Genomic DNA, 26,460 nt, shown 5'->3' with positions numbered 1-26,460 from the left:
GGGTGGGGGGCGGGTGGGGGCGGGGGCGGGGGGGGTTAGTCGCAGGCGGTGCCGTCGCCGTCGCGGTCTAGGTCGTAGATGTCGCTGCCGATCACTCTGATTGGTCCGCTTACGTAGGCGGGGCCGTTGCCGCTGCCGCCCGCGCAGTCGACGTCGCTGGCGATCGGGACGCAGCCGCTGTAGTTCGGGTCGCACTTGGACGTCTGCGGCTTCTTGGTGCCGATGGCGACGACCTGGGTCACCGGCTGCTTCGTCACGGTGGACTTGACCAGCTTCTTCGCCGTCCGTACCCCGTCGGTGATGGTCACCTCGTACGTCAGGGTGCGGACGCCGTTCACGCCCTTGGTGCGCACGGCCCGCTTGCCCTCGGCCAGCGACGAGTCCTTGACGGTCCGCTCGCTGTACCGGATCGTGGCCTGCTCCGTCACGGTCGTCACCCGCACCACGGGCGTGGATGTCGCGCTGGTCTGGCTCGGTGTGACCGACGGCGGCACGGTGGAGGGTGCGGCAGAAGGCGTGCCGGAGGGCACGGCGACCGGCGACCCCTCCTCGGTCGGATCGCCGGGGGTCGCCAGGATCGGCTGCTGCGCCTCCTCGGCGGCGGTGCCGGTCCGGGTCGGCTCCGGGTCCGCTCCGGTAAACGCGCCGATGATGGCGGTGCCGGTGCAGCAGAGCAGCAGGATCGACAGGGTCACCGAGCCGAGGATCACGGCGACTCGGCTGGCGGGGCTGGCCCGGCGGAACCAGTTCGGTCGGGGCGCCTGGCCGAACGACGGCGGGTACGGCGGCCCCGGGTTCTGTGGTGGTTGCATCGTCACGGCGATGAGTGTCGTCGCAAACACAGCGTGCAATATCCACCGTCGCGCTCGTCACCTGCGCCTTTCGCCCGGCGGTAAGGATCGGTGGGCGCACCCTCGGGCGACGAGTCGGCAGGCGCGGCAACCCTCCAGGCCGGTGGGGCAGAGCCGATCGTGCGGGTACCAGAGTCTACAAAAGCCGCAGACCACCACGCACTGAACCGGTTGCCGACCAAAGTCCGATGTCGATACCGGATCTGTCGCGATGCCGTCAGCCAGGGCGGGTTACCGCTCCTCCATGGCCCACGGTGAGCCGTAGCCGTTCAGGAGGTCGAGGAAGGGCATCGGGGGCAGCGCCTCCGGCCCGAGCACCCCGACGCCGGCCCACCCGCCGGTGGCGAGCAACTCCAGCGCGACGACCGGATTGACCGCGGTCTGCCAGACCACCGCCTGGTGCCCGTACTCCCGCATCGACCACTCGTTGTCGACCACGTGGTAGAGGTAGACCTCCCGGGGCTGCCCGTCCAGGCCGAGGCCGCGCACCCAGGTGCCGGCGCAGGTCTTGCCGCGCATCCGAGCCCCGAGGGTGGCCGGGTCGGGCAGGCTGGCGGCCACCACGTCACGCGGGGAGACGTCGACACCGCGTACCCGCACCGGGGCGACCGCGTCGAGACCGAGCTTGTGCAGTGTCTTGAGCACCCCGATGAACTCGTCGCCGAGGCCGTACTTGAAGGTGACCCGCCGGGCCTTGACCCAGCGCGGGATGAGCAGCACCTCCTCGTGCTCGACGTTTACGCACTCGACCGGCCCGATGCCCTCCGGAAAGTGGAAGACCTCCGGCTCGGAGAACGGTTCGGTGGTGAACCAGCCCCGGTCCCGCTCCCAGACGACCGGCGGGTTGAGGCACTCCTCGATGGTGGTCCAGATCGAGAACGAGGGTGCGAAGTCGTACCCGTCGACGGTGAGGTTCGCCCCGTCCCGGACACCGATCTCGTCGATCTCACTGAAGAGTTCGTCGGCGGCGTAGCGGGCGAACACGTCGGAGAGGCCGGGCTCGACCCCGATGCCGCACAGCGCCAGCCGACCCGCCGCCGACCAGGTGTCGGCCAGCGCGAACTGTTCGTCGCCGAGCTTCACACCGGTCTCGGTGTGCGACAGCGACATCGCCATGTCCAGGTAGTCCGCGCCGGCCGCGAACGCACCATCGAAGATCGGCATGACGAACCGCGGGTCGACGGCGTTGAGCACGTGCGTGATCCGGTGCTCCCGGCACAGCGCGGTGACCGCGTCGGCCGAGGCGGCGTCCACCTGGGCGGCGACGAAGCGGTCACCGTGCCCGGCGACCGCACGTTCGGCGCGGGCGGGGTCGTGGTCGGCGACCACCATGGTCTCGAAGAAGGTTCGTCGGGCGGCGATGGATACGGCGGCGGAGCCGACGCCACCGGCGCCGACGAGGAGGACACGCATCAGGAATCAGACCCCAAACCGAAACGAGCACGAGTACGGAGCGAGCTGAGCCCCACAAGCAGCAGCGCGACCGCGAACATCGCGGTGCCGACCACGTTGACCTGCGGTGGGATGCCACGCTGGGCAGCGCCCCAGACGTACATGGGGAACGTGACTGTGGTGCCGGCGTTGAAGTTCGTGATGATGAAGTCGTCGAAGCTCAGCGAGAAGGCCAGCAACGCGGCGGCCACGATGCCGGGCAGCACCAGCGGCAGGGTGATCAGCCGGAAGGTCTGCCACTCGCTGGCGTAGAGATCCATGGCGGCCTCCTCCAGCCGCCGGTCCATCCCGGCGAGCCGGGCCTTCACGGTGACCACCACGAACGACACGCAGAACATCACGTGCGCGATCACGATGGTCCAGAAACCCTGCGGCACGCCCGCCGACACGAACAGGGCCAGCAACGACGTGCCCATCACCAGCTCCGGTGTGGCCATCGGCAGGAAGATCAGCACGTTGATTCCGGACCGGCCTCGGAAGCGGTGCCGGACCAGCGCGAACGCCATCAGGGTGCCGAGCACGGTGGCGACCACTGTGACGAGAAAGCCGATCTGCACGCTGCGCACGACCGCGTCACACATGTCCGAGGTGGCGCAGGGCTGCCGCCAGTTGTCCAGGGTGAATTCGTTGAAGTCGTACGACAGCCGGCTCGACGGCCGGTTGAACGACAACGCGGCCACCACCAGGATCGGCAACGCCAGATAGCCGAGCACCAGCAACGCCACGATCATCACCCAGCGGTCGGCGAACCAGCGGGAGATCCTCATCAGAGCCGCCTTTCGTTCGCGACTGCGGGGCTCCGCTGCGCTGCGCTCCTCGCGCTCACAGGACCTCCTCCGTGCCGGCGCGACGGAGATAGCCGAAGACCACCGCGAGGATCGCCGCCATCAGTAGGAACGACAGCGCGGCGCCCTGCGGGTAGTCCAGCCGGACCAGGAACGCCGAGTCGATGACGTTGCCGATCATGTATTCGTTCGGGGTGCCGAGCAGCTCCGCGTTGATGTAGTCGCCGCTGGCCGGGATGAAGAACAGCAGCGTGCCGGCGACCAGACCCGGCATGGACAGCGGCAGCGTCACCCGACGGAACGCCTGCGCTCCGCTCGCGTACAGGTCGGTGGCCGCCTCTAGCAACCGGGGGTCCAGCCGCTCCAGGCTCGCGTACAGCGGCAGCACCAAGAACGGCAGGAAGTTGTACGTCAGGCCGAGCACCACCGCGAACGGAGTGGCCAGCAGCCGACCGTCCGGGGCGAGCAGGTGCACGTCACGCAGCAGACCGACGAGCGCTCCGTTGTCCGACAGGATCGTCTTCCAGGCCAGCGTGCGAACCAGGAAGCTGGTGAACATCGGCGCGACCACGCACACCAGCAGCAGGTTCTTCCAGCGGCCCGCTTTCTGCGCGATGGCGTAAGCCAACGGGTAACCCAGCAGCAGCGCCAGCACCAGGGCCAGCCCGGCATAGCCGAACGAGCGCAGGAACTGCGGCCAGTAGGCCTGCACCACGTCGGGGTAGTTGCTGAACGCCCAGGTCATGGCGTACCCGGTGGCGAGCGAGCCACTGGGGTCGTAAAGGCTGGCCGCCGCCAGTTGCGCCAGCGGCACACCGAAGAAGACGAACAGCCAGGCCGCACCCGGCAACAACAGGAGGTACGGCAGGAGCCCGCGTCGCCCGGACCGGGCTGCCGGTGGCGCGGGTGGCGGGCGCCCCGATCCGGTGGGGGCCAGGAGGGTCACGACGACGCACCCACCGGCTCGTCGAGCACCGGCGATGTTCGATCGGTGTCGGCGGCGTCGCGGGGCAGCAGGAACGCGTGCTGCGGATCCCAGTACGCCACGGCCTCGCTGCCGACCGCCACCCGCGCCGACGTCCCGCTGTTGGCCGCGAAGACCGACAACTCGGTGCCCCAGCCGGTACGCAGCAGGTACTGCGTGCTGACCCCCACGTAGGAGGCGTCGGTGACCACCCCGGTGACGTGCTGATGCCCAGCGGGCACCTGGTCGGCGGAGCCGACCAGAATCAGCTTCTCCGGGCGTACCCCCAGGTGGACCGGACCGTGCTCGGCCCGCGACCGGCTCGCGGGCACCGCGAAGCGCGCACCGTGCGCCGTCACCGCGACGTCGCCACCGCTTGCGCCGGTGGCCTCCCCGGCGAGCAGGTTGGACTGGCCGAGGAAGTTCGCCACGAAGGCGGTGGCGGGGAGTTCGTAGATGTCGGCCGGAGCGCCGAGTTGCTCGATCCGGCCGGCGTTCATCACCGCGACGGTATCGGCCATGGTCATTGCCTCCTCCTGGTCGTGGGTGACATGTACGAAGGTGATGCCGACCTCGGTCTGGATGCGCTTCAGCTCGATCTGCATCTGGCGGCGCAGCTTGAGGTCGAGTGCGCCCAGCGGCTCGTCGAGCAGCAGCACCTGCGGCCGGTTGATCAGCGCGCGGGCCAGCGCGACCCGCTGTTGCTGACCGCCGGAGAGCTGGGCGGGGCGGCGGTTGCCATAGCCGTCGAGTTGCACGAGCGACAGCATCCGGGTGACCTCGTCGTCGACCGAGCGGATGCCGCGTCGGCGCAGCCCGAAGGCGACGTTCTCGAAGATGTTCAGGTGCGGGAAGAGCGCGTAGCTCTGGAAGACGGTGTTGACCGGGCGCTTGTACGGCCGCAGCCGGGTGATCTCCCGGTCGCCGAGCAGCACCTGGCCGCTGGTCGGCTCCTCCAGGCCGGCGATCGTCCGCAGCGTGGTGGTCTTGCCGCAGCCGGACGCGCCGAGCAGCGCGAAGAACGAGCCCTGCCCGATGGTCAGGCTCAGGTCGTCGACCGCCGTGAAGACGCCGAACCGCTTGGTGAGGTTGGCCAACCGCAGGTCGCCGGCGGGTGTCTCGGGCGCCATCCTCATCACGCCCCGATGACCTGCTGGAACTTGCCCTCGTACTCCTTCTCCTGCTTTTCGTCCAGGGCCATGAACACCTTGGACTTCGACAGCAGCGCCTCGTCGGGGAAGATCAGCGGGTTGGCCGCCAACTCTGGGTCGATCTTCTCCATCTCGGCCTGAGCGCCCTTGACCGGGCAGATGTAGTTGACGTACGCGGCGAGTTTCGCCGCTACCGCCGGCTCGTAGTAGTAGTTGATGAGCTGCTCGGCGTTCGCCCGGTGGGTGGCCTTGTTGGGCACCATCATGTTGTCGCTGTAGAGCATTACGCCGGAGTCCGGCGCGACGAAGCGCACCTTCTCGTCCTCACCGGAGAGTTGGATGATGTCGCCGGACCAGCCGATGCACGCGGCGATGTCACCCTTGGCCAGGTCGGGTGCGTAGTCGTTGCCGGTGAACTTGCGGATCTGCCCGGAGTCGACGGCCTTCTTGAGCTTGTTGAGGGCGTCGTCGAACTGCGCGGGCGTGAAGTTGGCCGGGTCGTGCCCATTGGAACCGAGCAGCAGGCCCATGGTGTCGCGCATCTCGCTGAGCGCGGTCACCTTGCCCTTGAGGTCGGGGCGGGTGAGCAGTTCGTCGACCGTACGCAGTTCCTTCGTGACGTTGCCGTTGTACGCCAGTCCGGCGAGCCCGGACTGCCACGGAATGGAGATCCGGTTCTCGGTGTCGAAGGGGCGGTTGATCAGCGACGGAAGCAGGTTGGCCTGCACATTCGGGATCTTCGCTGGGTCGAGCTTCTGGATCCAGCCGAGCCGGATCATCCGGGCCGCCATCCAGTCGGTCAGCACGATGAGGTCGCGGTCGGTGCTCTGGCAGGCGGCGAGCTGGTTCTGCACCTTGCCGAAGAACTCGTTGTTGTCGTTGATGTCCTCGGTGTAGGTGACCTGAATGCCGGTCTTCGTGATGAACTCGTCGAGGCTCGGTCGCTTGGACTCGTCCTTCTCGTCCACGTCCATGTACTGCGGCCAGTTGGAGAAGGCAAGCTTCTTCTCGGTGCCGGAAAGGTCCTCGCTGACGCAGCCAGCCTCGGTCTGTTGCGCACCCTTGGTGCCGCAGCCCGCGAGGCTGCCGCCCATGGTGAGCAGGGCGGCCGATCCGAGAGTGCCGCTGAGCAGTCCACGCCGGGAGAGGGGCCGGAGGGGAGTACGCATGACGACTCCTAAGGGTCAGTGCCATGGACGACTGATCCTGACATGAGGAAACCTCTCTTACAAGTGATTCCGTTGCGGGAATAGCGATGCACGACGAAATACGCCAGACTACGCGTGGATACACGCGCGACATCATGATTCGGCACACGGGGAGCGGACGATGACAAACCGGCAGCACGAGAACAGCAACGGCGGTCGCCGCGTCGCTGTCCGTGAAGGCGCCAATCACGCTCTGCTGGATGACGTGGCCAAGCAGATCATCGAGCAGCTCCAGGAGGACGGCCGCCGCCCGTACGCGACGATCGGCAAGGCGGTGGGGCTCTCCGAGGCGGCGGTCCGCCAGCGGGTGCAGCGGCTGCTCGACTCCGGCGTGATGCAGATCGTGGCGGTGACCGATCCGCTCCAACTCGGCTTCTTCCGGCAGGCGATGATCGGCCTGCGTACCGACGGCGACCTGGAGACGGTCGCGGACCGGCTCGCCGAGTTGGACGAGGTCGACTACGTGGTCATCACCGCCGGGTCGTTCGACCTGCTCACCGAGGTGGTCTGCCGCAACGACGACCACCTGCTGGAGATCCTGCAACGGCTACGCGCGGTGCCCGGGGTGCTCTCCACCGAGGCGTTCGTCTACCTCAAGCTGCGCAAGCAGACCTACAGCTGGGGTACGGCCTGAGCATCCCTTGATCCACTCGGCTTTCCGGAAGTCGGGGTGTCCAGGCCACCCTGATGCCCCGGTTTCCGTGATCCCGAGTGGATCAGCAGCGCGTTTTCCGGACCGTGTCGACCGCGTCGACGAACGACGTCCAGGCGGTCGGCGCGAAGGTCAGGGTGCCGCCCTCGCGGTTCTTGCTGTCGCGCACCAGCACCCGGCCGGGCAGGTTGTCGGCCACCTCGACGCAGGCACCGCCGTTGTTGCTGCTGCGGGTCGCGGTGCGCCAACGGGCGTCGGTCATGTCCATGTCGTGGCCACTTCCCTGATCAGCTCGATCGACCGTCGTTGGGGAAACGCCTCACCGGTGACGCTCTCCCACCTGCGTCCCAGGCTAGCGACGTCGAGCGGATCGGTCACGACCTGACCGCGGAGCTGGTTGTCGAGATACGCCAATTCCGTCCCGTCGGGCAGCCGCCCCAGAATGAACGGCCCGGCCAGGCCGGTGTGCCACGGGCTCTCGGCCGGAATCACCCGGACCTGCACGTGCTCCCACTCGGCCACTCTTGCAAGGTGCGCCAACTGCCCGACCATCACCGACCCGTCGCCGACCGGCCGGCGCAGCACCACCTCGTCGATCACCGCCACCAGTTGGGGTGGGGCATCGCGGCAAAGGACCGCCTGCCGTTCGAGGCGGCCCGCCACGATCTGGTCCACCTCGGACGGTGCGACCAGCCCGCCGGTGCTCAGGACCGCCCGGGCGTACCCCTCGGTCTGAAGCAGGCCCGGCACAAGCAGCGGCTCATACCACCGGATGTCGGTGGCACTTTGCTCCAGCTCGGCCCACGGCCGGAACCACGGCAGGTCCCGACGGCGGAACGGCTCCGGCCACAGATCGGCCGCGTCCCGGCGCAGAACCTCGGCAACCGCGATCCGGGTACGCGCATGCGGAATGCGCCCCGACGCGAGCCACCGACCCGCCGTCTTCGGGTCGACGCGAACCTTCTCGGCCAACGACTCCACCGTCTCCCCCGCCTCGGCCATCGCCACCCGCAACGCTTCGTTCGCCACCAGACCCTCCCGCTGCTCCTCGGTGCCGCGGCCTCTCTCCCGGGCACCGCCCGCCGGACCCACTGCGACGCCGCTCGATGCACGTTGCGGCGGACGATAGCCACGCTGCGTGGCCGTGTCTGCGGCCTACCGGCGTGTTGCGGTGAGACGTGTTGGCGCACGTCCAGGGTGCCCCCCGACCGCCCCCAAGGTGTCCCACCAGCGGCCAAGGCCCGCGTCGCCCTATCGCCTACCGCGCTACCGCCCCACCGCCCGACCGCCCCACCGCCCCGGCCGCGCGCGTGATCCACTCCGTTTTCTTGAAGTCGCGGTATCAAGCACGCCCCGACACCGCGACATCAGCGAACCCGAGTGGATCGAGCCAGCGGCCAAGGGCGGCACCACCACTGGGCCCGGCGCTTTGTGGAGCTGATGTCGTAAACGATCGGCAAGCGGGACCCGGCGACGAGCCTCCCCGACGCGGCCGACATGCGTGGCCCCGGGCGGGGCGACCCTGATGTCGCAAACGATTCAGCTCCGAAGGCAGCCAACAGCACCCTTCAGACCGCCGCAGGCCAACGATCGACCGACCGAGACACCAGTGCGGATTCCGTTGCATCTATCACGCTTGCACGCTGAATCCGTTGCCTACCGACCATCATGCCGCCGATAACACTTGCCCCAGGCCCCGAGACTGTGCGATAACCGTTGGCAGAGCGGCCGGCCTCACCCCTTTGACCGGCCCGACGACCGATGGGGCTGACATGGCCAACGCCACCGACCACCTCTGGATGCACTTCACCCGGATGGCGAGCTACTCCGCTGGCGAGGTGCCGACCATCGTGCGCGGCGAGGGCGCGTACGTGTGGGACGCGCAGGGCCGTCGCTACCTGGACGGGCTCGCCGGGCTCTTCGTGGTCAACGCCGGGCACGGCCGCGCCGAGCTGGCCGAGGCTGCCGCCAAGCAGGCCGGCGAGTTGGCCTACTTCCCGCTCTGGTCGTACGCGCACCCGAAGGCCATCGAGCTGGCCGAGAAGATCGCCGCACTCACCCCCGGCGACCTCAACCGGGTCTTCTTCACCACCGGCGGCTCCGAGGCCGTCGAGGCGGCGTGGAAGCTGGCCCGCGCCTACTTCAAGCGCACCGGTCGGCCCAACAAGTACAAGGTCATCAGCCGGTACATCGCCTACCACGGCACCTCGATGGGCGCCCTGTCGATCACCGGCCTACCGGGCATCAAGAGCGACTTCGAACCACTGGTGCCAGGCGCGATCAAGGTGCCGAACACGAACTTCTACCGGGCACCCGAGCACGGCGACGACCCCGAGGCGTTCGGCCGCTGGGCCGCCGACGAGATCGGGCGGGCCATCGAACGGGAGGGGCCGGACACCGTCGCCGCGGTCTTCCTTGAGCCGGTGCAGAACTCCGGCGGGTGCTTCCCGCCGCCGCCGGGTTACTTCCAGCGGGTACGCGAGATCTGCGACGCGTACGACGTGCTCCTCGTCTCGGACGAGGTGATCTGCTCGTGGGGGCGGTTGGGCGAGTACTTCGGCGCGGTGCGTTACGGCTACCAGCCGGACATCATCACCACCGCCAAGGGCATCACCTCCGGGTACGCCCCGCTCGGCGCGATGATCGCCAGCGACCAACTGATGGAGCCGTTCCTCACCGAGACCGGCATGTTCGCCCACGGGGTGACCTTCGGCGGGCACCCGGTCTCCTGCGCGGTCGCCCTGGCCAACCTGGAGGTCTTCGCCCGCGAGGACCTCATCGGGCACGTACGCGCCAACGAGGACGGCTTCCGGGCCACCCTGGAGAAGCTGTACGACCTGCCGATCGTCGGCGACGTCCGCGGCGACGGCTACTTCTACGGCATCGAGTTGGTCAAGGACAAGACGACCCGGGAAACCTTCAACGAGGCCGAGTCGGAGCGTCTGCTGCGCGGCTTCCTCTCCACCGCGCTGTTCCAGGCGGGCCTCTACTGCCGGGCCGACGACCGAGGCGACCCCGTCATCCAGCTAGCCCCGCCGCTGATCGCGGAGCAGCAACACTTCGACGAGATCGAACAAATCCTCCGCACAGTCCTAACCGAAGCCTCAACCCGCCTCTAACCCCCACCACCCACCCCACCTGTGTTGATCAAGAGGTTTGCGTCAGGAACGCGCCGAATGTTGACCGAAACCTCTTGATCAACGCGGGAAGGGCGGGAACGCGGGAAGGGCGGGAGCACCGGGAGCCGGGGCGGGCCGGGCTGGGAGCGGCGATGCGTCGCCTTGCTCGCGGGGCCGGCGCGCAGGTAGGACAAATCCCCCACCGTCCGACGGATGGCCCCGCAAGATCGCGCTCGAACACGGAAACAGTGGGGTGCGAACGCCGGGAGACCACTACAACCAGGATCGAGTGCGATCTTGGGGCCAGGGGGCCAGGGGGCCAGGGGGCCAGGGCCCAGGGGTGCGCGGGGCACCCGGCGGGGTTAGTGGTTGGGGGGGATTACTCGGAGGTGGCCGCGGCGGCCGGTTTGGTGGGGGTTCTCGTGGTGCCTCTGCTTCGGGTCCGGCTCCGGGGGGCGGGGGGCCGGGCGGGCGGCTTCGCGTACCGCTTCGGCCAGCGCGACCAGGTCGTCCGTGGTGGGCGGCGGCGGCTCGAACTCGCCCTCGTGCCGGACGACGTCCCAGCCCCGCGGTGCGGTCAGGCTGCGGGCGTGCGGCTCGCACAGGTCGTACGTGTGCGGCTCGGCGAACGCCGCCAGCGGCCCCACGACCGCTGTCGACTCGTTGTAGACATAGGTCAATGTGGCGACCGCTTGCCGGGGGCAGCCGTTACGGGAGCAGCGCCGTGGTGACCTCACGTGCGGCAGGGTATCTCCATTACCGGGTCCGGCGCGACGCTTCGCGTTGCGACACGCCCGTCGCGGTGATCACAGTTGACCATCCTGGGCGCGGCGCGCCATGCGAGCGGCGCTGCCGCTGACCAGCCCGACAGGGGCGCTACCCTTTGCCTCATGACGAGCCCGAGCCCGGAACACCGCCGCCCCGGCTCCGGCCGGCGTGCGCATCGTGACCGGCACGGGCGCGGCCTGCGCGGGCGACTGGTGCCGGCCACCGTGCCGCTGGCGCGGACCAAGGCCGAGGTCTTCGACGACCTGGTCCTCGACACCGTCGAGACGCTGGAGCGCCGGTTCGCCAAGGAGCTGGCCGGGGTCGAGTTCGCGGTCGAGGATGTCCCGCCGGACCTGAACGTCTACGACTCCGACGTGCTGGAGGACGGCGAGGTCCCGCTGGCCCGGCTGCTGCCCGGCCGCCCGGGTCGCCAGGAGGTGCCGCCGCGGATCGTGCTGTACCGACGGCCCCTGGAGTTCCGGGCGATGGACCGTGAGGACCTCGCCGATCTCGTCCATGACGTGATCATCGAACAGGTGGCGAACCTTCTCGGGGTAGACCCGGACGAGCTCGCCTGAGCCGACCTCCACGCGGAGCGCGGGAGAGCGGGAGAGAGTCGGGCGGCCCCCACCGCCTCGACCTCGCACCGCTCAGGCGGCCCGCCGCTTCAACTTGCGCCGCTCCCGCTCGGAGAGCCCACCCCAGATGCCGAACCGCTCGTCGTGACCCAGAGCGTATTCGAGGCATTCGGTCTTGACCTCGCAGCGCGAACAGATCCGCTTCGCCTCGCGGGTCGAGCCGCCCTTCTCGGGAAAGAACGCCTCGGGGTCGGTCTGCGAGCACAACGCTCGCTCCTGCCACTCCGGCGCGTTTCCGAGCAGGTCGGCCACCTCAAGCTGGCCGTCCATCAAATGCCTCCTTGTCGCGCACCGGCGTCATCGCCGCTGCAACCCCCCACGCGAAAGGCGTGCTTGTCCGTCCGGTCCCGTTTTGTTGCGTTCCGTGCGAACAACCCCATTCAAATTACACGCGTGTAATGCGTGCGCCGTCAAGCCAAACTTGATAATGGAGTCGCCCTCCCGACACCCCCGGACGACCACTCGGGCCGTCCAGCCTCGCAACCTGCCCTATCGATTCAGACCCCGGCCGAGTAACGCCCTCTCCGGCGAGTTGCCCGACTTTTCTGCCGTGGCGCTTCCCCGACGAGTCGTCGACCGGAGGGCGCCAGACACCTCCACCGCCAAGCTGATCTTGGTGGGGGAAAGGTTAACGCGGCGCGGCGCAGACTGCCCGCCTCGCTCCGGACAGCACTCGTGCCCCGTCCACGATGTGGACGGGGCACGAGGGTAAAACCGCTGCGTCGAGGTCAGCCAACGGCCTCGAAACCGCTGCTCGGCCAGGAGAACTCGGCTATCTGTCCACCGTGGACAGAAATTGTGCCGACAGGCGTACGGTCGTCCCACCAGACGGTATAGATTCCGCTCGGCAGATCGGGATAGACCGCACTGTGGAACGAGCCGTCCCGCACCCGACGCTCGCGCACCGCCGAGTGGACCCGCCGATCGTCGTCCCGACTGATCTCGATCTCCCGGCCGTGTAGATCTTGGCCGGTGTGGATGATCAGGGCACCGGTGTCGCCGCCCAGATCGAGGACGACACTCCCGGTCTCCGACGGCCCGTACGTGTGATCGTGCATCCGCTCACTCCCGCGCTGATCAGGACGCCGCCGGCGGGTTGTTGAACCCGTCGTACGGCGTACCCAGGTAGGGGAAGTTTCCGAGGAACGGCGCGGTCACATCGGCGGCGCTCAACCCCGGGGTGAGCGCGGCGGCCGCCGCGTCCGGTCGGAACGTCTTGTCCACAAGCGGGACGGTCAGCCCGGCGATCGCCCGCAACGCGATGCTGACCACGTCGTCGCCGACCCGCCGCCCGTTCGGGAACCCGGCCAGGTCGCCGCCGAGCACCCCGAAGCGGTCCGGACGCCGACTCGGCGGGATCGCGGTGTTCAACCGCAGCATGTCGGCCTGCACATCGCCGGTGGCGTTGGTGAAGCCGTCGATCAGCCCGGCCGGCACGCCGGTGAGCAGGATCGCCACCAGGTCGGCGCGGGCCTTCTTCGCCTTGGTGAGCTTGTCCAGGTTGGGGAAGACGTTCGGGTAGAGCGCCGGCAGCAACGCGGCCAGCTCCGGCTGCTCGACGAACTGCGCGAACCGCTTGTCCTCCGACGGCGGCAGCGAGTTCCACAGATCCTTCTTGGACATCGGCACGATGACCTCGTTGAACAACGGATTGCCCAACCGGGAGACCTGGGTGAACGGGCCGGTTGCGGTGTCCGCCGCACCCCGGTCACCGAGCACCCGCACCTGCCGGCGCGACGCCGACGTCCACACCCCGATGATCGATGACCGGTCGCCGACGCCGTACCGGTTGGCGCGTCGACGCACCCGCTCCAGCGGCACCTGCAACGCGATGCTGTGCACGTTCATCCGGTCGGTGGCGTTGACCGGCTCACCCTCGGCCTTGAAGATCTTCTTCCCGGCGACGTGCAGCTGCTGGAACGGCCGCAGCGTGCCGAGGTCGAAGATCGCCCCGAGGTCGACGAAGAACCCGTCGGCGCGCTGCCCAGCGAAGACCCGCTCCCCGGTGGAGAGCGAGTAGGTGGCCTGCCGCACCAGGTCGGCGTACTTCGGGGTGGAGAGCGGGCCGACATTGCACGGCGGGCAGGGCAACTTGTGCGCCAACCGGTGCTCGCGGCCGTCGGCCACCCGGGTCAGGCTGTAGAACTGCCGCCGGTTCCAGTTCTTGCTGTCCAGCGAATCGATCGGACCGGTGTTGTAGAGAAAACTGTTCGGATTAGTGATCTCGGTGGTGAATTCGAACCGGTAGGTGACATCCGGACGACCGTCGCCGTCGTTGTCGATATGGATCTCGTACCGCACGTCGTCGCCGAACTCGAAGAAGTTCGGGCCCCCGGAGGGGAGTTGCAACGGCACGTAGTTGGCGATCAACGTGACCGTGTCGCGCTTGTCGGGGCTGACGAACGCGTACAGGTCGGAGCTGTCGGCGACCGGATCCTTGGCTATCTCCGGGGCCTCGCGGTGGGAAGACATGACGGACCAACCTCACTGGGCGGGGACAGGACGGCGGAGCGGGGTGTCGGGTCAGCGCCGGGCGGCGCGCCGCAGCCGGTCCGCCAGGCCGCGGTCGCGTACCTCGATCCGCGTCTCACCGACGAAGACGTCCATCGTTCCGGAGGCGGCGTCACGCAGGTGCACGACGATCGGTTCGTCGGCTCGTCCGGCCGCGCCGGGGGCGTTCTGCGCGGCCGACAGGCCCGGCACGGTGAGCGCGGCGGCGCCGAGGGTGGCGCTGGCCGCGGCGGTCAACGTCTGCCTGCGGGTCAGTCGCGGCCACTGCCGCTTCCGCTGATCACTGGTCATGGGCAACCTTTCCGGCGGCGGCGCGAACGCGCCCGCGGAGACGGACGGGTCCGGTGCCGTCTCGCGACGCCACCGGGCCCCTGAGGGACACCGGTGGCGGTCTTCGCCGCGACCGCCACCGGCACCGCGTGGTACGGCCGGTGGCGGGGAAAGGTTCGACGTCAGGGCCGGGCGTGACCGTACGAAGTCGTTCGCTTACGCGCCGGACGACCGGCGGCCTTCGCGATGGCCCGCAACTGCTCCTCGGTACGCGCCGACCCGTTGTCGGAGCCGGCCATCCGGGAGATGGTCTCCTCCATCAGCGTGCCGCCGAGGTCGTTGCAGCCAGCCTGGAGCATCGCGACAGTGCCCTCGTCGCCCAGCTTCACCCAGGAGCACTGGATGTTGTCGATCCGGCCGTGCAGCAGCAGCCGGGACATGGCGTGCACCACCCGGTTCTCCCGCCAGGTCGGCCCGGGTCGGGCGATACCCGCCAGATAGATCGGAGCGTTGGTGTGCACGAACGGCAGCGCCACGAACTCGGTGAACCCGCCGGTGCGGTCCTGCACCCCGGCCAGCACCCGGAAGTGCGCCAGCCACTGCCCGGGGTGGTCGACGTGGCCGTACATCATCGTGGAGCTGGACCGGATGCCCAGCTCATGGGCAGTGCTGACCACCTCGACCCAGGCGGCGGCCGGGAGTTTGCCCTTGGTCAACACCCAGCGCACGTCGTCGTCGAGGATCTCGGCGGCGGTGCCCGGGATGGTGTCCAGCCCGGCCTCGCGCAGCTGGATCAGCCACTCACGGACCGGCACGCCGGCCTTCGCGGCGGCGGTGACGATCTCCATCGGGGAGAACGCGTGCACGTGCATCTCGGGCACCCGGGCCTTGATGGCGCGCACGATGTCGGCGTACCCGGTGACCGGCATCTTCGGGTCGATGCCGCCCTGCAGGCACACCTCGCTGGCACCGGCCGCCCACGCCTGCTCGGCCCGGTCGGCGACCTGCTCGACGGAGAGCCGGTACGCGTCGGCGTCCCGCTCACGCTGGGCAAAGGCACAGAAGCGGCAGCCCACGTAGCAGACGTTGCTGAAGTTGATGTTGCGGTTGACCACGTAGGTGACGTCGTCGCCGACCGCCGCACGGCGCACGTCGTCGGCGACGCGGCACAACTCGTCGAGCGCCGGCCCGTCCGCGCCGAACAGCGCCAGCGCGACGTCGGTGTGCCGGGGGTCGAGCAGCGCCGCCGGGTCGTCGGCGGCCAGCCGCAGCCCGGCCGCCAGGTCACGGTCCGCACCGGTCCCGGCCGCCACCGGGGGTACGCCGGCTCGGCGCGCGGTCGCCTCCGGGGTGACCTTGCCGGCCACCTCGGCCCAGTCGCCGTAGACGCTGTCGAAGTCGCCGCGCCGGTCGTCGGTGCGGCCGGTGGTGTCAATGGTGGCGTGCAGGTCGACCCGCCCGCCGAACACCTCCTCCGGCTCCTGCCACGGTCGCCCCTGCGGCAGCGCCGACTCCACGGCCATGCCGGTGCTCGGGTCGGCCAACGCGTTCACGTGCGGCAGCAGCCGTGGGTCGAGCCACGGGTCGCCCGCCCGCACGTACTCGGGGTAGATCGTCAACCGCTCCCGCAGCGTGAACCCGGCCAGCGCGGTGTGCCGGGCCAACTCCTCGATCTGCGGCCAGGGGCGCTCCGGGTTGACGTGGTCCGGGGTGAGCGGGGAGACGCCGCCCCAGTCGTCGATGCCGGCACGAAGCAGCAGGTCGTACTCGCCGGCGATGAGATTCGGCGGGGCCTGGATCCGGGCCTTCGGGCCGAGCAGCAGCCGGGCCACCGCCACCGTGGCGGCCAGGTCGTGCAGCTCCGCGTCCGGCATGCCGCGCATCGCCGTGTCCGGCTTGGCGCGGAAGTTCTGCACGATCACCTCCTGGAGGTGGCCGTACTCCCGGTGGGCCCGGCGGATCGCGAAGAGCGCGTCCACCCGCTCCGCCGGGGTCTCCCCGATGCCGATCAGGATGCCGGTGGTGAACGGCACCCCGACCCGGCCCGCGTCGTCGAGCACCCGCAGCCGCACCGCCGGCTCCTTGTCCGGTGAGCCGTAGTGCGGGCCACCCGGCTCGGACCAGAGCCGAGTCGCGGTCGTCTCCAACATCATGCCCATGCTCGGCGCGACCGGCTTGAGCCGTTGCAGCTCCGACCAGGAGAGCACCCCGGGGTTGAGGTGCGGCAGCAGCCCGGTCTCCTCCAGCACCGCGACCGCGCAGGCCCGCAGGTAGTCCAGGGTCGAGTCGTAGCCGCGTTCGTCCAACCAGGTCCGGGCTGCCGGCCAGCGCTCCTCCGGGCGGTCACCCAGGGTGAACAGCGCTTCCTTGCAGCCCTGCGCGGCACCGGCCCGAGCGATCGCGAGCACCTCGTCGCGGTCCAGGAACGGCGCCGGTAGCCGGTGCGGCACGGTGGCGAAGGTGCAGTAGTGGCAGCGGTCCCGACAGAGCCGGGTCAGCGGGATGAAGACCTTCTTGGAGTACGTGACCACACCCGGCCGCCCGGCGTCGCGCAGACCAGCGTCGCGAATCCCACCGGCCAGCCGGAGCAACTCGTCGAGCGCGTCTCCACGAGCGGACAGCAGCGCGGCCGCCTCGTCGACATCCAGCGCTCGCCCACTCGCGGCCCGGCCCAGGGCCCGCCGCACGCTCGCGTCGCTCGGAACGGGATGGGTGCGATCAACCATCCACTCACCCTATGCGCCACCCGCACCGGCCCCACCAGCCCAGCCCCCCGCGTGCGAAAGTGCACGCGTCCGCACTCATGATCACTTGATGCTCAGTAGTTCAGCAGACCCGCTGACGACTACTGAGCATCAAGTGATCGAGGAACCTCTGCGGAAGCCGGCTCAGCGGGGCTGGTTGGGGTGGTCGTCGGGGTTGATGTGCTGGGTGCGGTCGGTGTCCGGGTCGGCGGGGCGGGAGATGACCTCGGTCGGATCGGCGGACTGGCGCGGGATGGCCTGGGTGGGGTCGGCCGACGGCGGCTGCCCGAACGGCGGCGCGGCCGGGGACGGTGGCGCGGGGTTCACCGGCGGCGCGGACTGCGGGGTGGCCGGGAACGGCGGGGCCGACTGCGGGTGCGGCGGGGCCGACTGCGGGAACGGCGGCGCGGACTGCGGGAACGGCGGGGCCGACTGCGGGGCCTGGAACGGGGGCGACGGCTGGCCGTACTGGGCTGCCGGCGGGTAGCCGCCCGGCTGGCCGGGAGCGGGCCAACCGCCCTGCGGCTGACCACCGGGCTGGCCCGGGGTCGGCCAACCGCCCGGCTGCTGCGGCCAACCCGGCTGGGGCTGGCCGTAGACGCCGGGCTGGGGCTTCGGCCGCGGCACGTAGTAGTGGGCGCGCCAGATGGTGTAGACCACCCAGGCGGCGATCGCGAAGATCACCATCCAGGCGAACCGGCTGAGCACACCGAGCAGCGCGTCGAGCACCTCGGCCTCGGCCAGGCGGCCCACCGTCCAGATCAGCATGGTCAGCGTGCCGAACACGGCGCTGACCGCGTACTCGATGAGAGCTACCTGCGTGATCAGCTTCGCCTTCGCCAGCACCGGCGAGATGTGCGTGGCCAGCAGCACGGCCAGCAGCGGAAGACCCACCGCCTCCAACCCGATGAACGCCAAGAAGGCACTGCCCGCGCGGTCGGTGAAGGAGCCGTAGCCGTTCGGGGCGATGAACCGGAGCAAGCCCACGAAGAGGAACACGGCGTTGGCGCCGAGCAGCGCGAGCGCGGCGAGCTCCCGTAGCGGCTTGGTCAGCTGGCGGGCCTGCGTCGCGTCGGAGGACGCGGGCTCGGCGGGGCTGGTCACGAGGTCCCCCCTCGGGGCATGAACGGACAGTGCGCACGTGAGCCTAGTCTCTAGGGCCGCCGACGGATCGGAGGCGTCACGTGCGCGAGGATGGTCGACATGCGCATCGTGGTTCTGGCCGGCGGCATCGGCGGCGCCCGGTTCCTGCTCGGGGTCCGGGCGTACGCCCGCGACGTCGGCGCGGAGGTGACCGCCGTGGTCAACGTCGGAGACGACCTGTGGTTACACGGGTTGAAGATCTGCCCCGATCTGGACAGCGTCATGTACACGCTCGGCGGGGGCGCCGACCCGGAGCGGGGCTGGGGTCGGGTCGGCGAGAGTTGGACGGTCAAGCAGGAGCTGGCCGCGTACGGGGCACAACCGACCTGGTTCGGCCTCGGCGACAAGGACATCGCCACCCACCTGGTCCGCAGCACCATGCTCAACGGCGGTTACCCGTTGAGCGCGGTCACCGAGGCGCTCGCCGCCCGCTGGGAGCCGGGGGTGCGCCTGTTGCCGGCCACCGACGACCGGTTGGAGACCCATGCGGTGGTGGAGGACGAGCAGGGGCAGCGGGCGATCCACTTCCAGGAGTGGTGGGTGCGGCACCGGGCTGACATCCTCACCCACCGTTTCGTTTTCGTCGGCGCGGAGACGGCGAAGCCGGCACCCGGCGTGCTGGACGCGATCGCCTCGGCCGACCTGGTGCTGATCGCGCCGAGCAACCCGGTGGTGAGCGTCGCGCCGGTGCTGGCCGTACCGGGGCTGCGTGCGGCCGTGGCGGACGGCCCGGCGCCGGTGGTGGGCGTCTCCCCGATCATCGGGGGCGCACCGGTCCGTGGGATGGCCGACCGTTGCCTGGCTGTGCTCGGTGTCGAGTGCAGCGCGGCGGGGGTGGGTCGGCTCTACGGCGGCCGGGCGAGCGGCGGGCTGCTCGACGGTTGGCTGGTGGCCGAGGAGGACGCGGGCACGGTGGTGCCCGAGGTGACGGTCCGCGCGGTGCCGCTGCGGATGACCGACGAGGCGGCGACGGCGGCCATGGTCCGCGCCGCGGTGGAGTTGACGTGAGGCTGGAGATCCTGCCGGTGCTCGGCATCGGCCACGTGACCGAGGGTGACGACCTGGCCGCGGTTATCGCGACCGCCGCGCCGTGGTTGCGCAACGGCGACGTGCTGGTGGTGACCAGCAAGATTGTCTCCAAGGCGGAGGGCCGGCTGGTCGACGTCCCGGCGGACGGGCCGGAACGGTTGGCAGCCCGGGACGAGGTCCTGGCGGGTGAGACCGCCCGGGTGGTCGCCAGCCGCGGGGCGACCCGGATCGTGCAGACCCATCACGGCTTCGTGATGGCCTCGGCCGGGATCGACGCGTCGAATGTGGACAAGACCCAACTGGTGTTGCTGCCGGTCGACCCGGACGCCTCGGCGCGGGCTCTGCGCGACGCGCTGCGAGAGCGCTACGACCTGGACCTGGCCGTGATCATCAGCGACACGATGGGCCGTCCCTGGCGCAACGGGCTCACCGACGTGGCGCTCGGCGTGGCCGGGATGCCGGCCATCCGCGACCACCGGGGCGAGGTCGACCCGTACGGCAACGAACTGCAGTTGACCCAGATGGCCGTGGTGGACGAGCTGGCAGGTGCCGGCGAGCTGATCAAGGGCAAGTGCGATCAGGTCCCCGTCGCGGTGGTGCGGGGCTACCTGCCCGCCACCGACCAGGACGACGCCACTGGCGCGCGGGCGCTGATCCGCGACGCGGCACAGGACCTGTTCTCGCTCGGTACCGCCGAGGCCCGTGCCGCCGGACTCGCCGATGCCGCCACCCTGACCGATGGTCCCGGTCCGACGCCGGCCGACCTGACCGTGGTACGACGGGCGATCGACGCGGTCGCCGGGGTGGTCGCCCCCGGCACGGTCTTCACCCTGGTCGACGAAGCCGAGGTACGCGCCGGTCTGGTCGCCGAGATGCCTGGGTGGCCGGCCGGCGCAGCCCTGCTGCTGGGTTCGGCCCCGACGCCCATCGAGCCGCTCGGTCTGGTTCGCTTCGGCGCCGACCTGCACCGACTGCGCGTCGCCCTGGCCGCCGAAGGCGTCGGGTCGACCCTGTTGCCGCCACCCCCCGGCAGCCCGGCGAGCGCCGCGCTCGCCCTCTGAGAGACGGCCGGCCGGGTCACGCGTCCAGCATGGCCCGGCCCAGCGGGGTCAACGTGTGCAGCACGCTGTTGCGTTCGCGGTGGCTGACCAGCAGGCCGGCGTTGCGCAGCACCGTGGCGTGCTGGCTCGCCGCCGCCGGGGAGATGTTGAGCCTGCGGGCGACCTCGCCGGTGGTGCAGCCCTCGTCGCTGGCCTGCAACACCGCCGCCCTGGTGCGGCCCAGCAGCGCGGCGAGTGAGTCGCGGGCAGCGCCCGATGCGGACGCTGCGCCGGCATCGGCCGGCACCAGCCCACCCAGCCGGTCCACCGGGTAGACCAGCACCGGTGGCAACGCCGGGTCGAGCAGCGCGACCGGGGTGGCCGCGCAGAAGAACGACGGCACGAGCAGCAGGCCACGGCCGTCCAGGTGCAGCTCCCGGCTGTGCGGGTAGCTGCGGACCTCCAGCACCCCGCTCTCCCAGCGCATCGCCGGCCGGAGGCTGTTGAGCAGGCCCTCGACACCGCCGTCGAGCAGCGCCCGGGCCCGACGGGTGCGGTCCGCCGCCACCGCGGCCTGGATCCGACCCCAGTACGGGCTGATCGCCAGCGACCGGTACTGCTCCATCGACTCGGCCAGGTGTGCCAGCGCCGCCGCCTCGCCCCGGGCCAGCGCGGCGGCCGAGGAGGGCAACTGGTTCTCGGTGGCCAGCATGCTCAGGTCCCGGTGCAGCAGCTCGGCCGGGGTACGGCGAAGCGCGTCCAGCCCGGCCTCGAAGCCGTCGACGCTGGCGTACGGGGTAAGGAAGTCGGGGAAGTAGCCACGCGGCGGGTTCAACGCGAAGAGCAGGCGGAGCTGCTCGGAGGCGGAGTCCTGGCGCAGGTCCCGGGCCACGCTGCGCCGCCAGTTGGCCGTCAGCGGATCACGGGTGCGGCCCTGCAGCACGTGCAGGCTGAGGACCAGCTCCCAGACCGGGTCCGCCGCCGGCGCCACCCGCGTCCGGAGGACGTCCTCCCCAGAAAAGTGGATCTTCAGCATGGAGCGCTCCCGTGTCGCCGACAGGGGGATGCCGGATGACCGTTCGACTCTACCTGGCCGGCAGTAATCTCCATCTTTAAGCCTGGACTGAAAAACCTCGACGCCTTCGGGGCCGGTTCGGCATGCTTCCCATGCCCGAACACGGTGCCGCGCGTCCTGGACGCCCGGTGCCGGGGCACCGGGACCGGGGAGGCCCCAAAGATCGGACGGCACCACGAGGGTCTGCGGCCCTTGCTCCGCAGAGGTGCCGTCCGGTCATCCCACCCCTCGCACCGGCTCAGCCGACCCAGAGTGCGACCCGGTGGTCCTCGTCGGTGACATAGAACGTTCGCCCGTCCCACTCGGCCAGCCCCTCGACGTGGTGAAACGGCGCCAGATCCGCCACCACCTCCCCGGCGAGCCAGGGCTCGTCACCGGGAAACCGGAAGCGGACGTGCCGGGAGGTGACGTCGCCCCCGCCCGGATGGTCGTCGAGCAGGACCGACCCCTTGCCCAGCGCGTCGATCGAGCCGATCACGGCCGCGTACCCGCCGTCGGACGTCGGGGTGATCGCGCGGAAGCCGGTCAGCTGCCCCGGCGGGGTGACCCCGGTCAACACGTACGCGCCCAACGCTCGCGGCCACGCCGGCTCGGCCATGAACATGCCCGGCACGTCGGCCACCTCGACCAGGATCGGCTCTCCGGCGTCGGTGACCGGGAAGCGCAGCCCGAGCAGCACCGTCCCGGCCGGGGTGAAGGTCGCCGCCTCCACGTTCAACGGCAGGTCACCCGGGGCCAGCCGGCTCACCCAGCTCTTCTCCCGGACGGTCCCCCGCGCCAACGTCTCCACGATGAACCGGGCCCGCACCCGCTCCCCCGTCGGCAGGAGGGTCAGCGGCGACGCGGCGAGCGCGTCGTTCACCGCCCGGTGCAGCCGGAACGAGTTGCGCACCACGTGCACCGGCACCGGCCCGGCCACCGCGTCGTCCTCGCGGAACCGGGCCACGAAGGCACGCCGAGGTCGCAGCGGGCCAGCCTTCGAGCCGAAGTGCGAGCCGAAGACGTACACCCAGCCGTCGTGGTGGGCGAGCGCCTCACCATCCTCGGTCCGCCCGTTCTCCGCGCCGGCATCCGCCCACACGTGCTCGGCCGTCCACTCGCCGTCGTCCCGCTCCAACAGCAACGCGAGGCAGCGCTCCACCGGCCCCTCGTCCAGCACCGTCCAGAAGCCCCGCCGGGCACCGTACGCGCGCAGCAGCGCCGCCGACCGCACCGGCAGCAGATCGCTGGCCTCGTTACCAGCCACCACGAATTCGACGAGTTGCAAGGTCACCGGACCAGCGTACGGAGCACACGCTCGTACAGTGGCGGGGTGCCTGACACCGTGACCACCAGACCGACCGACCCCGAGGCGTACGCGGCGCTGCACGCCGACGCCACCGCGCTACTTGAGGGCTGGCAGCCCACCAGCCCGAATGCCGCCAGCGCGCGGGAGAAGGCCCTCGCACTGCTCGCCGTCGGGCCGGTCGCGATGACCCGGGAGCACGTCCCCGGGCACGTGACGGCCAGCGCGCTGGTGCTGGACGCCACCGGCTCCCGGGTGCTGCTCTGCCTGCACGGCAAGTTCGGGTGTTGGGTGCAGCTCGGCGGGCACTGCGAGCCTGTCGACCAGACCCTGGTCGGCGCCGCGCTACGCGAGGCCACCGAGGAGTCCGGCATCGCCGGCCTGCGCATCGACCCGGTGCCGATCGACATCGACGTGCACGAGGTGCTCTGCCAGGGCGGCTCCCGTCATTACGACGTCCGCTTCGCCGTGCTCGCCCCGCCCGCAGCGGTGGAACAGGTCAGCGACGAGTCCGAGGAGCTGGGCTGGTTCCCACCGGACCAGCTACCCGAGCCGCTGGCCGGCGGGACCGCGCAACTTGTCGCACCGGCCCTCGCAGCCCTCAGACGTAGCCCTCTTCGCCTCGCTCCTTGAGCTCGTCGACCAGGGCCTTGACGTCCTGTGCCCGGTCGCGCGGGCAGACCAGCACCGCGTCCGGGGTATCCACCACGATCAGGTCGCGCAGACCGAGGACGGCCACCAACCGACCCGACTGCGGCACGACCACGAGGTTGGCGCTGTCGCGCAGCAGCACGCCTGGCTTGGCATCCGTGCCGAGCACCACGTTGCCCGCGTCGTCGGCGGGCAGCACGTCGCCCAGGGTGTGGAAGTCACCGACGTCGTTCCAGCCGAAGTCGCCGGGCACCGTCGCGACTCGACCCGCCGTGGCCGCGCCCTCCATCACCGCGTAGTCGACGGAGATCTTCGGCAGGGTGGGCCAGATCGCGCCCAGGACCTCGTCCTGCTCCGGGGTGCCCCAGGCGGCGGCGATCGCGGCGACGCCGGCGTGCAGCGCCGGCTGCTGGCGGGCCAGCTCGGCGAGGAAGACGTCCACCCGCCACACGAACATGCTCGCGTTCCACAGGTGCCGGCCCGAACGGACGTACGCCTCGGCGACCTCGACGGCCGGCTTCTCCTTGAACTCGGCCACCGGCCGCCACGGCACGCCCTCGGTCGGGTCGCCGGTCTCCAGGTAGCCGTAGCCGGTCTCCGCCCGGGTCGGGGTGATCCCAACGGTCATCAGCATGCCCTGCTCGGCCCCACGGACCGCCTGCTGGACCGTGCGGACCCAGCTGTCCGGGTCACGGATCAGGTGGTCGGCCGCGAAGCTGCCCATCACCGCGTCCGGGTCGCGGGTCGCGATCACCGCGGCGGCCAACGCGATCGCCGCGCAGGAATCGCGTGGCGAGGGCTCGACCAGGATGTTCTCCTCCGGCAGACCGGCCAGTTGCCGAGCCACCGCCGCGACGTGCGCGGCACCGGTGACCACAAGGGTGCGCTCCGGTGTGGTCAGCGGCGCGAGCCGTTCCACGGTCGCCTGGAGTAGCGACGCGCTGGTGCCGGTCAGCGGGTGGAGGAACTTGGGATGGCCGGCGCGGGACAACGGCCACAACCTTGTGCCACTGCCACCTGCCGGAATGACCGCATAGAGCATCCGCACATCATGCCCGACGTGCCTGCCCCCAGTGGCACGGGTCACCGCCAGCGGCACGCAGGGTCAGGAACGAGCCCGACTCCACGCGGCGATATGCACCTCGGCGCTGGACTCCCAGGTGAACTCCTTGGCCCGGTCGAACCCCGCCTTCGCCAGCGACAACCGTCGCTGCTCGTCGTCGAGCAGCGCGGCCAGGTCCGTGCCGATCTGCTCCGGGTCCTCCGAGGTGTACGCGACCGCGTCGCCACCCACCTCGGGCAGCGAGAGCCGGGGCGTGGTCAGCACCGGGGCGGCACACGCCATCGCCTCCAGGATCGGCAGCCCGAACCCCTCGCCATAGGACGGGTAGGCGGCGACCAGGGCGCCACCGAGGAAACCTGGCAGGTCGCCGTAGCGCAGATAGCCGGGACGCAGCAGCCGCAGGTGCGACGGCACCTCGGCCACCGCCCGGTCGATGTCCTCGTCGTGCCCCTGCCCACCGGCGATAACCAGGGCCGGAGGGTCGACCCGGTCAGCCACCGCCCGCGCCCACCCACGGATCAGGTTCGGCACGTTCTTGCGCGGCTCCTTGGCGCCGAGGAAGGCGACGTAGCTGCTGTTGCCCAGCCCCAGCCGGGCGCGTACGCGGGCCTTCTCCTCCTCGGTGGGGGCGTGGAAGGCCGCCTGGTCGACGCCGTGGTAGGCCACATCGATCCGCGTCGGGTCGGCGTCGAGCAGCCGGATCAGCTCGTCGCGGGTGGCCTTGCTGGGCACGATCACCCGGTTGGCGCGGCGCAGCGAGGTCTTGATGGCGCTGCGGAAGAACGTGCGGCGCGACTTGTCGTAGTGCTCCGGCTCGGTGAAGAACGTCGCGTCGTGCACGGTGACCGTGACCGGGCACCCGGCCCGCAGCGGGCAGGTGTAGAAGGGCGAGTGCAGCACGTGTGCGCCCACCTGCTGGGCGAGCAGCGGCAGGCCGGTCTGCTCCCAGGCGAGCCGGGCCGGGCGGTGCGCCACGGCGGCCGGGGCGGGGATGATCTCCGCGCCGGGCAGCATCCGGGTGTAACGCTCCAGGTCGGTGCGGAGGCTGACCACTGCCAGCTCCACCCCCGACCCGCACACCTTGCCGAGGGCACCGAGCAGACCATCGACGTATCGACCGACACCACCACGGTCGGTGGGGACACTCGTGGCGTCGATGAGCACGCGGGGCGGGCGACCGGCGGTCACGGGGCGACTCCTTGTACTGGCGGGTCTGTGGGGAACAACACTCCGGGGGTCAAGCCTACGCCGGGGCCCGGGGCCGACGCTGACTGCGACCCGACGGTACGCCGACTTGTCATCGTCATGGAGTACGGCCCGCAGGGGCGTATCGTTCGCGCCGATGGCCGACAACATTGCCCGGGTGTTCGCCGACGCGATCGCGACCGACCCGACCCAACCGCTGCTCACCTGGTACGACGACGCCACCGGCGACCGCACCGAACTCTCCGGCACCACATTGGCGAACTGGGCGGCGAAGACCGCCAACCTTCTCGTCGACGAGGTCGGCCTCGCGCCGGGCACCTCGGCCGGCGTGCTGCTGCCACCGCACTGGCAGACCGCTGCGGTGTTGCTGGGCTGCTGGTCGGCGAAGCTGAGCGTCGTCGACACCCCCGGCGACGTGGAGGTGCTCTTCGCCGCCGCCGACCAACTAGACGAGGCGCAGTCCTGGCCCGCCGACGAGCGGTACGCCCTCGGGCTGGCCCCGCTGGCCGCCCCGCTACGGCAGGTGCCGCCCGGGTTCGCCGACTACGTCGTCGAGGTACGCGGACACGGCGACCACTTCACGCCGCAACCCGGTCCGGGCCCCACCGACGCGCAGCTGCTGGCCCGCGCCGAGGCCCGCGCCACCGAGCTGGGCATTCTTCCCGGCGCCCGGGTCCTTATCGACGCCACCCAATACCCAGACCCGGTCGACTGGCTGCTGGCCCCGCTGACCCGGGCCGCCACCGTCGTCCTCTGCGCCAACCTCGACTCAACGAAGGTGGCCAGCCGCCAAGCCACCGAAAAGGTCACCCAAACCCTCCAGTAACCCCGCCGCCCGTCCCCCCGCACCGCCCC

The 26,460-nt window shown here is 70.5% G+C and carries 26 protein-coding genes; 7 read left to right on the top strand and 19 right to left on the bottom strand.

Annotation, left to right across the window (positions count from 1 at the left end):
• Positions 1-35: 35 nt before the first annotated feature.
• From IF46_RS0103580 to IF46_RS0103555, 6 genes are all read right to left on the bottom strand, one after another.
• A complete protein-coding gene (locus IF46_RS0103580; protein ID WP_232233919.1) occupies positions 36-812 on the bottom strand; it encodes a G5 domain-containing protein in 777 nt (258 codons plus the stop codon).
• 270 nt (positions 813-1,082) lie between these two features.
• A complete protein-coding gene (locus tag IF46_RS0103575) occupies positions 1,083-2,264 on the bottom strand; it encodes a saccharopine dehydrogenase family protein (RefSeq protein ID WP_030486812.1) in 1,182 nt (393 codons plus the stop codon).
• Positions 2,264-3,070, bottom strand: coding sequence for an ABC transporter permease (locus tag IF46_RS0103570; RefSeq protein WP_030486811.1), 807 nt, complete (start codon positions 3,068-3,070; stop codon positions 2,264-2,266). Before IF46_RS0103570 ends, IF46_RS0103575 begins: the two co-directional genes overlap by 1 nt.
• Positions 3,071-3,125: 55 nt before the next feature.
• Positions 3,126-4,034, bottom strand: coding sequence for an ABC transporter permease (locus IF46_RS0103565; protein WP_030486810.1), 909 nt, complete (start codon positions 4,032-4,034; stop codon positions 3,126-3,128).
• On the bottom strand, positions 4,031-5,188 hold the full coding sequence (locus IF46_RS0103560; protein WP_157562531.1) for an ABC transporter ATP-binding protein: 1,158 nt from the start codon (positions 5,186-5,188) through the stop codon (positions 4,031-4,033). Before IF46_RS0103560 ends, IF46_RS0103565 begins: the two co-directional genes overlap by 4 nt.
• Entirely contained in the window at positions 5,188-6,372 is a 1,185-nt protein-coding gene (locus IF46_RS0103555; protein ID WP_030486808.1) for a polyamine ABC transporter substrate-binding protein, read from the bottom strand. Before IF46_RS0103555 ends, IF46_RS0103560 begins: the two co-directional genes overlap by 1 nt.
• Before the next feature lie 160 nt (positions 6,373-6,532).
• Here IF46_RS0103555 and IF46_RS0103550 point away from each other — a divergent pair, with 160 nt between their 5' ends.
• Complete coding sequence (locus IF46_RS0103550; RefSeq protein ID WP_030486807.1) at positions 6,533-7,045, top strand: Lrp/AsnC family transcriptional regulator; 513 nt, start codon at positions 6,533-6,535, stop codon at positions 7,043-7,045.
• A gap of 82 nt (positions 7,046-7,127) precedes the next feature.
• On the opposite strand, the gene IF46_RS0103545 is transcribed toward IF46_RS0103550, so the two are convergent.
• Positions 7,128-7,331 carry a DUF397 domain-containing protein gene (locus IF46_RS0103545; protein ID WP_084597733.1) on the bottom strand — a complete coding sequence of 68 codons (204 nt, stop codon included), beginning with the start codon at positions 7,329-7,331 and terminating at the stop codon, positions 7,128-7,130.
• Positions 7,322-8,065, bottom strand: a complete 744-nt coding sequence (locus tag IF46_RS0103540; RefSeq protein WP_030486805.1) for a DUF5753 domain-containing protein — start codon at positions 8,063-8,065, stop codon at positions 7,322-7,324. The genes IF46_RS0103545 and IF46_RS0103540 overlap by 10 nt, the downstream gene beginning before the upstream one ends.
• Positions 8,066-8,835: 770 nt before the next feature.
• On the opposite strand from IF46_RS0103540, the gene IF46_RS0103535 reads away from it, so the two are divergent.
• Positions 8,836-10,182, top strand: a complete 1,347-nt coding sequence (locus IF46_RS0103535) for an aspartate aminotransferase family protein (protein WP_030486804.1) — start codon at positions 8,836-8,838, stop codon at positions 10,180-10,182.
• A gap of 362 nt (positions 10,183-10,544) precedes the next feature.
• Here IF46_RS0103535 and IF46_RS0103530 read toward each other — a convergent pair whose 3' ends face one another.
• Positions 10,545-10,919: a DUF3499 domain-containing protein gene (locus IF46_RS0103530; protein WP_030486803.1), complete on the bottom strand. Its 375-nt coding sequence runs from the start codon at positions 10,917-10,919 to the stop codon at positions 10,545-10,547.
• A 153-nt stretch (positions 10,920-11,072) separates the two neighbouring features.
• Between IF46_RS0103530 and IF46_RS0103525 the strand changes: the two genes are divergently transcribed.
• Entirely contained in the window at positions 11,073-11,528 is a 456-nt protein-coding gene (locus IF46_RS0103525; protein WP_030486802.1) for a metallopeptidase family protein, read from the top strand.
• Between the two features lie 72 nt (positions 11,529-11,600).
• Here IF46_RS0103525 and IF46_RS0103520 read toward each other — a convergent pair whose 3' ends face one another.
• From IF46_RS0103520 to IF46_RS0103495, 6 genes are all read right to left on the bottom strand, one after another.
• Positions 11,601-11,858, bottom strand: coding sequence for a WhiB family transcriptional regulator (locus IF46_RS0103520; RefSeq protein WP_007455784.1), 258 nt, complete (start codon positions 11,856-11,858; stop codon positions 11,601-11,603).
• A 458-nt stretch (positions 11,859-12,316) separates the two neighbouring features.
• On the bottom strand, positions 12,317-12,646 hold the full coding sequence (locus IF46_RS0103515; protein ID WP_030486801.1) for a hypothetical protein: 330 nt from the start codon (positions 12,644-12,646) through the stop codon (positions 12,317-12,319).
• Positions 12,647-12,665: 19 nt separating this feature from the next.
• Positions 12,666-14,060, bottom strand: coding sequence for a DUF4331 domain-containing protein (locus IF46_RS0103510; RefSeq protein WP_030486800.1), 1,395 nt, complete (start codon positions 14,058-14,060; stop codon positions 12,666-12,668).
• Between the two features lie 51 nt (positions 14,061-14,111).
• Positions 14,112-14,390, bottom strand: coding sequence for a hypothetical protein (locus IF46_RS0103505; RefSeq protein ID WP_030486799.1), 279 nt, complete (start codon positions 14,388-14,390; stop codon positions 14,112-14,114).
• A 161-nt stretch (positions 14,391-14,551) separates the two neighbouring features.
• Complete coding sequence (locus IF46_RS0103500; RefSeq protein WP_030486798.1) at positions 14,552-17,095, bottom strand: bifunctional FO biosynthesis protein CofGH; 2,544 nt, start codon at positions 17,093-17,095, stop codon at positions 14,552-14,554.
• A 162-nt stretch (positions 17,096-17,257) separates the two neighbouring features.
• A complete protein-coding gene (locus IF46_RS0103495) occupies positions 17,258-18,217 on the bottom strand; it encodes a hypothetical protein (RefSeq protein ID WP_030486797.1) in 960 nt (319 codons plus the stop codon).
• A 99-nt stretch (positions 18,218-18,316) separates the two neighbouring features.
• Here IF46_RS0103495 and cofD point away from each other — a divergent pair, with 99 nt between their 5' ends.
• Both cofD and IF46_RS0103485 read left to right on the top strand, forming a co-directional pair.
• On the top strand, positions 18,317-19,264 hold the full coding sequence (gene cofD / locus IF46_RS0103490; RefSeq protein WP_030486796.1) for a 2-phospho-L-lactate transferase: 948 nt from the start codon (positions 18,317-18,319) through the stop codon (positions 19,262-19,264).
• Positions 19,261-20,346: a coenzyme F420-0:L-glutamate ligase gene (locus IF46_RS0103485; RefSeq protein WP_030486795.1), complete on the top strand. Its 1,086-nt coding sequence runs from the start codon at positions 19,261-19,263 to the stop codon at positions 20,344-20,346. Before cofD ends, IF46_RS0103485 begins: the two co-directional genes overlap by 4 nt.
• A gap of 16 nt (positions 20,347-20,362) precedes the next feature.
• On the opposite strand, the gene IF46_RS0103480 is transcribed toward IF46_RS0103485, so the two are convergent.
• Positions 20,363-21,361, bottom strand: coding sequence for an ArsR/SmtB family transcription factor (locus IF46_RS0103480; RefSeq protein WP_030486794.1), 999 nt, complete (start codon positions 21,359-21,361; stop codon positions 20,363-20,365).
• A gap of 277 nt (positions 21,362-21,638) precedes the next feature.
• Positions 21,639-22,673: a hypothetical protein gene (locus tag IF46_RS0103475; RefSeq protein ID WP_030486793.1), complete on the bottom strand. Its 1,035-nt coding sequence runs from the start codon at positions 22,671-22,673 to the stop codon at positions 21,639-21,641.
• A 39-nt stretch (positions 22,674-22,712) separates the two neighbouring features.
• Here IF46_RS0103475 and IF46_RS0103470 point away from each other — a divergent pair, with 39 nt between their 5' ends.
• Complete coding sequence (locus IF46_RS0103470; protein WP_420063544.1) at positions 22,713-23,318, top strand: NUDIX hydrolase; 606 nt, start codon at positions 22,713-22,715, stop codon at positions 23,316-23,318.
• Here the strand turns inward: IF46_RS0103470 and IF46_RS0103465 are convergent.
• Both IF46_RS0103465 and IF46_RS0103460 read right to left on the bottom strand, forming a co-directional pair.
• Complete coding sequence (locus tag IF46_RS0103465; protein ID WP_030486791.1) at positions 23,287-24,378, bottom strand: mannose-1-phosphate guanylyltransferase; 1,092 nt, start codon at positions 24,376-24,378, stop codon at positions 23,287-23,289. The two genes, IF46_RS0103470 and IF46_RS0103465, sit on opposite strands and share 32 nt — an antisense overlap.
• Positions 24,379-24,441: 63 nt before the next feature.
• A complete protein-coding gene (locus IF46_RS0103460) occupies positions 24,442-25,587 on the bottom strand; it encodes a glycosyltransferase family 4 protein (RefSeq protein WP_030486790.1) in 1,146 nt (381 codons plus the stop codon).
• Between the two features lie 154 nt (positions 25,588-25,741).
• On the opposite strand from IF46_RS0103460, the gene IF46_RS0103455 reads away from it, so the two are divergent.
• A complete protein-coding gene (locus IF46_RS0103455) occupies positions 25,742-26,431 on the top strand; it encodes a TIGR03089 family protein (protein WP_030486789.1) in 690 nt (229 codons plus the stop codon).
• Positions 26,432-26,460: the final 29 nt, after the last annotated feature.

The organism is Micromonospora chokoriensis (assembly GCF_000718555.1).
Lineage (GTDB): Bacteria > Actinomycetota > Actinomycetes > Mycobacteriales > Micromonosporaceae > Micromonospora > Micromonospora chokoriensis_B.
Note: the sequence above shows the minus strand (reverse complement) of the source record. Positions and strands in the feature narration are given on the sequence as shown.

What these genes read in the sequence shown, in the direction of transcription:
- IF46_RS0103500 (WP_030486798.1), bottom strand. Translation starts at nt 17,095, where the DNA reads ATGGTTGATCGCACCCATCCCGTTCCGAGCGACGCGAGCGTGCGGCGG.
- IF46_RS0103540 (WP_030486805.1), bottom strand. Translation starts at nt 8,065, where the DNA reads ATGGCCGAGGCGGGGGAGACGGTGGAGTCGTTGGCCGAGAAGGTTCGC.
- IF46_RS0103525 (WP_030486802.1), top strand. Translation starts at nt 11,073, where the DNA reads ATGACGAGCCCGAGCCCGGAACACCGCCGCCCCGGCTCCGGCCGGCGT.
- IF46_RS0103575 (WP_030486812.1), bottom strand. Translation starts at nt 2,264, where the DNA reads ATGCGTGTCCTCCTCGTCGGCGCCGGTGGCGTCGGCTCCGCCGCCGTA.
- cofD (WP_030486796.1), top strand. Translation starts at nt 18,317, where the DNA reads ATGCGCATCGTGGTTCTGGCCGGCGGCATCGGCGGCGCCCGGTTCCTG.
- IF46_RS0103505 (WP_030486799.1), bottom strand. Translation starts at nt 14,390, where the DNA reads ATGACCAGTGATCAGCGGAAGCGGCAGTGGCCGCGACTGACCCGCAGG.
- IF46_RS0103560 (WP_157562531.1), bottom strand. Translation starts at nt 5,188, where the DNA reads ATGAGGATGGCGCCCGAGACACCCGCCGGCGACCTGCGGTTGGCCAAC.
- IF46_RS0103510 (WP_030486800.1), bottom strand. Translation starts at nt 14,060, where the DNA reads ATGTCTTCCCACCGCGAGGCCCCGGAGATAGCCAAGGATCCGGTCGCC.
- IF46_RS0103535 (WP_030486804.1), top strand. Translation starts at nt 8,836, where the DNA reads ATGGCCAACGCCACCGACCACCTCTGGATGCACTTCACCCGGATGGCG.
- IF46_RS0103520 (WP_007455784.1), bottom strand. Translation starts at nt 11,858, where the DNA reads ATGGACGGCCAGCTTGAGGTGGCCGACCTGCTCGGAAACGCGCCGGAG.
- IF46_RS0103555 (WP_030486808.1), bottom strand. Translation starts at nt 6,372, where the DNA reads ATGCGTACTCCCCTCCGGCCCCTCTCCCGGCGTGGACTGCTCAGCGGC.
- IF46_RS0103455 (WP_030486789.1), top strand. Translation starts at nt 25,742, where the DNA reads ATGGCCGACAACATTGCCCGGGTGTTCGCCGACGCGATCGCGACCGAC.
- IF46_RS0103545 (WP_084597733.1), bottom strand. Translation starts at nt 7,331, where the DNA reads ATGGACATGACCGACGCCCGTTGGCGCACCGCGACCCGCAGCAGCAAC.
- IF46_RS0103580 (WP_232233919.1), bottom strand. Translation starts at nt 812, where the DNA reads ATGCAACCACCACAGAACCCGGGGCCGCCGTACCCGCCGTCGTTCGGC.
- IF46_RS0103570 (WP_030486811.1), bottom strand. Translation starts at nt 3,070, where the DNA reads ATGAGGATCTCCCGCTGGTTCGCCGACCGCTGGGTGATGATCGTGGCG.
- IF46_RS0103550 (WP_030486807.1), top strand. Translation starts at nt 6,533, where the DNA reads ATGACAAACCGGCAGCACGAGAACAGCAACGGCGGTCGCCGCGTCGCT.
- IF46_RS0103465 (WP_030486791.1), bottom strand. Translation starts at nt 24,378, where the DNA reads ATGCTCTATGCGGTCATTCCGGCAGGTGGCAGTGGCACAAGGTTGTGG.
- IF46_RS0103515 (WP_030486801.1), bottom strand. Translation starts at nt 12,646, where the DNA reads ATGCACGATCACACGTACGGGCCGTCGGAGACCGGGAGTGTCGTCCTC.
- IF46_RS0103480 (WP_030486794.1), bottom strand. Translation starts at nt 21,361, where the DNA reads ATGCTGAAGATCCACTTTTCTGGGGAGGACGTCCTCCGGACGCGGGTG.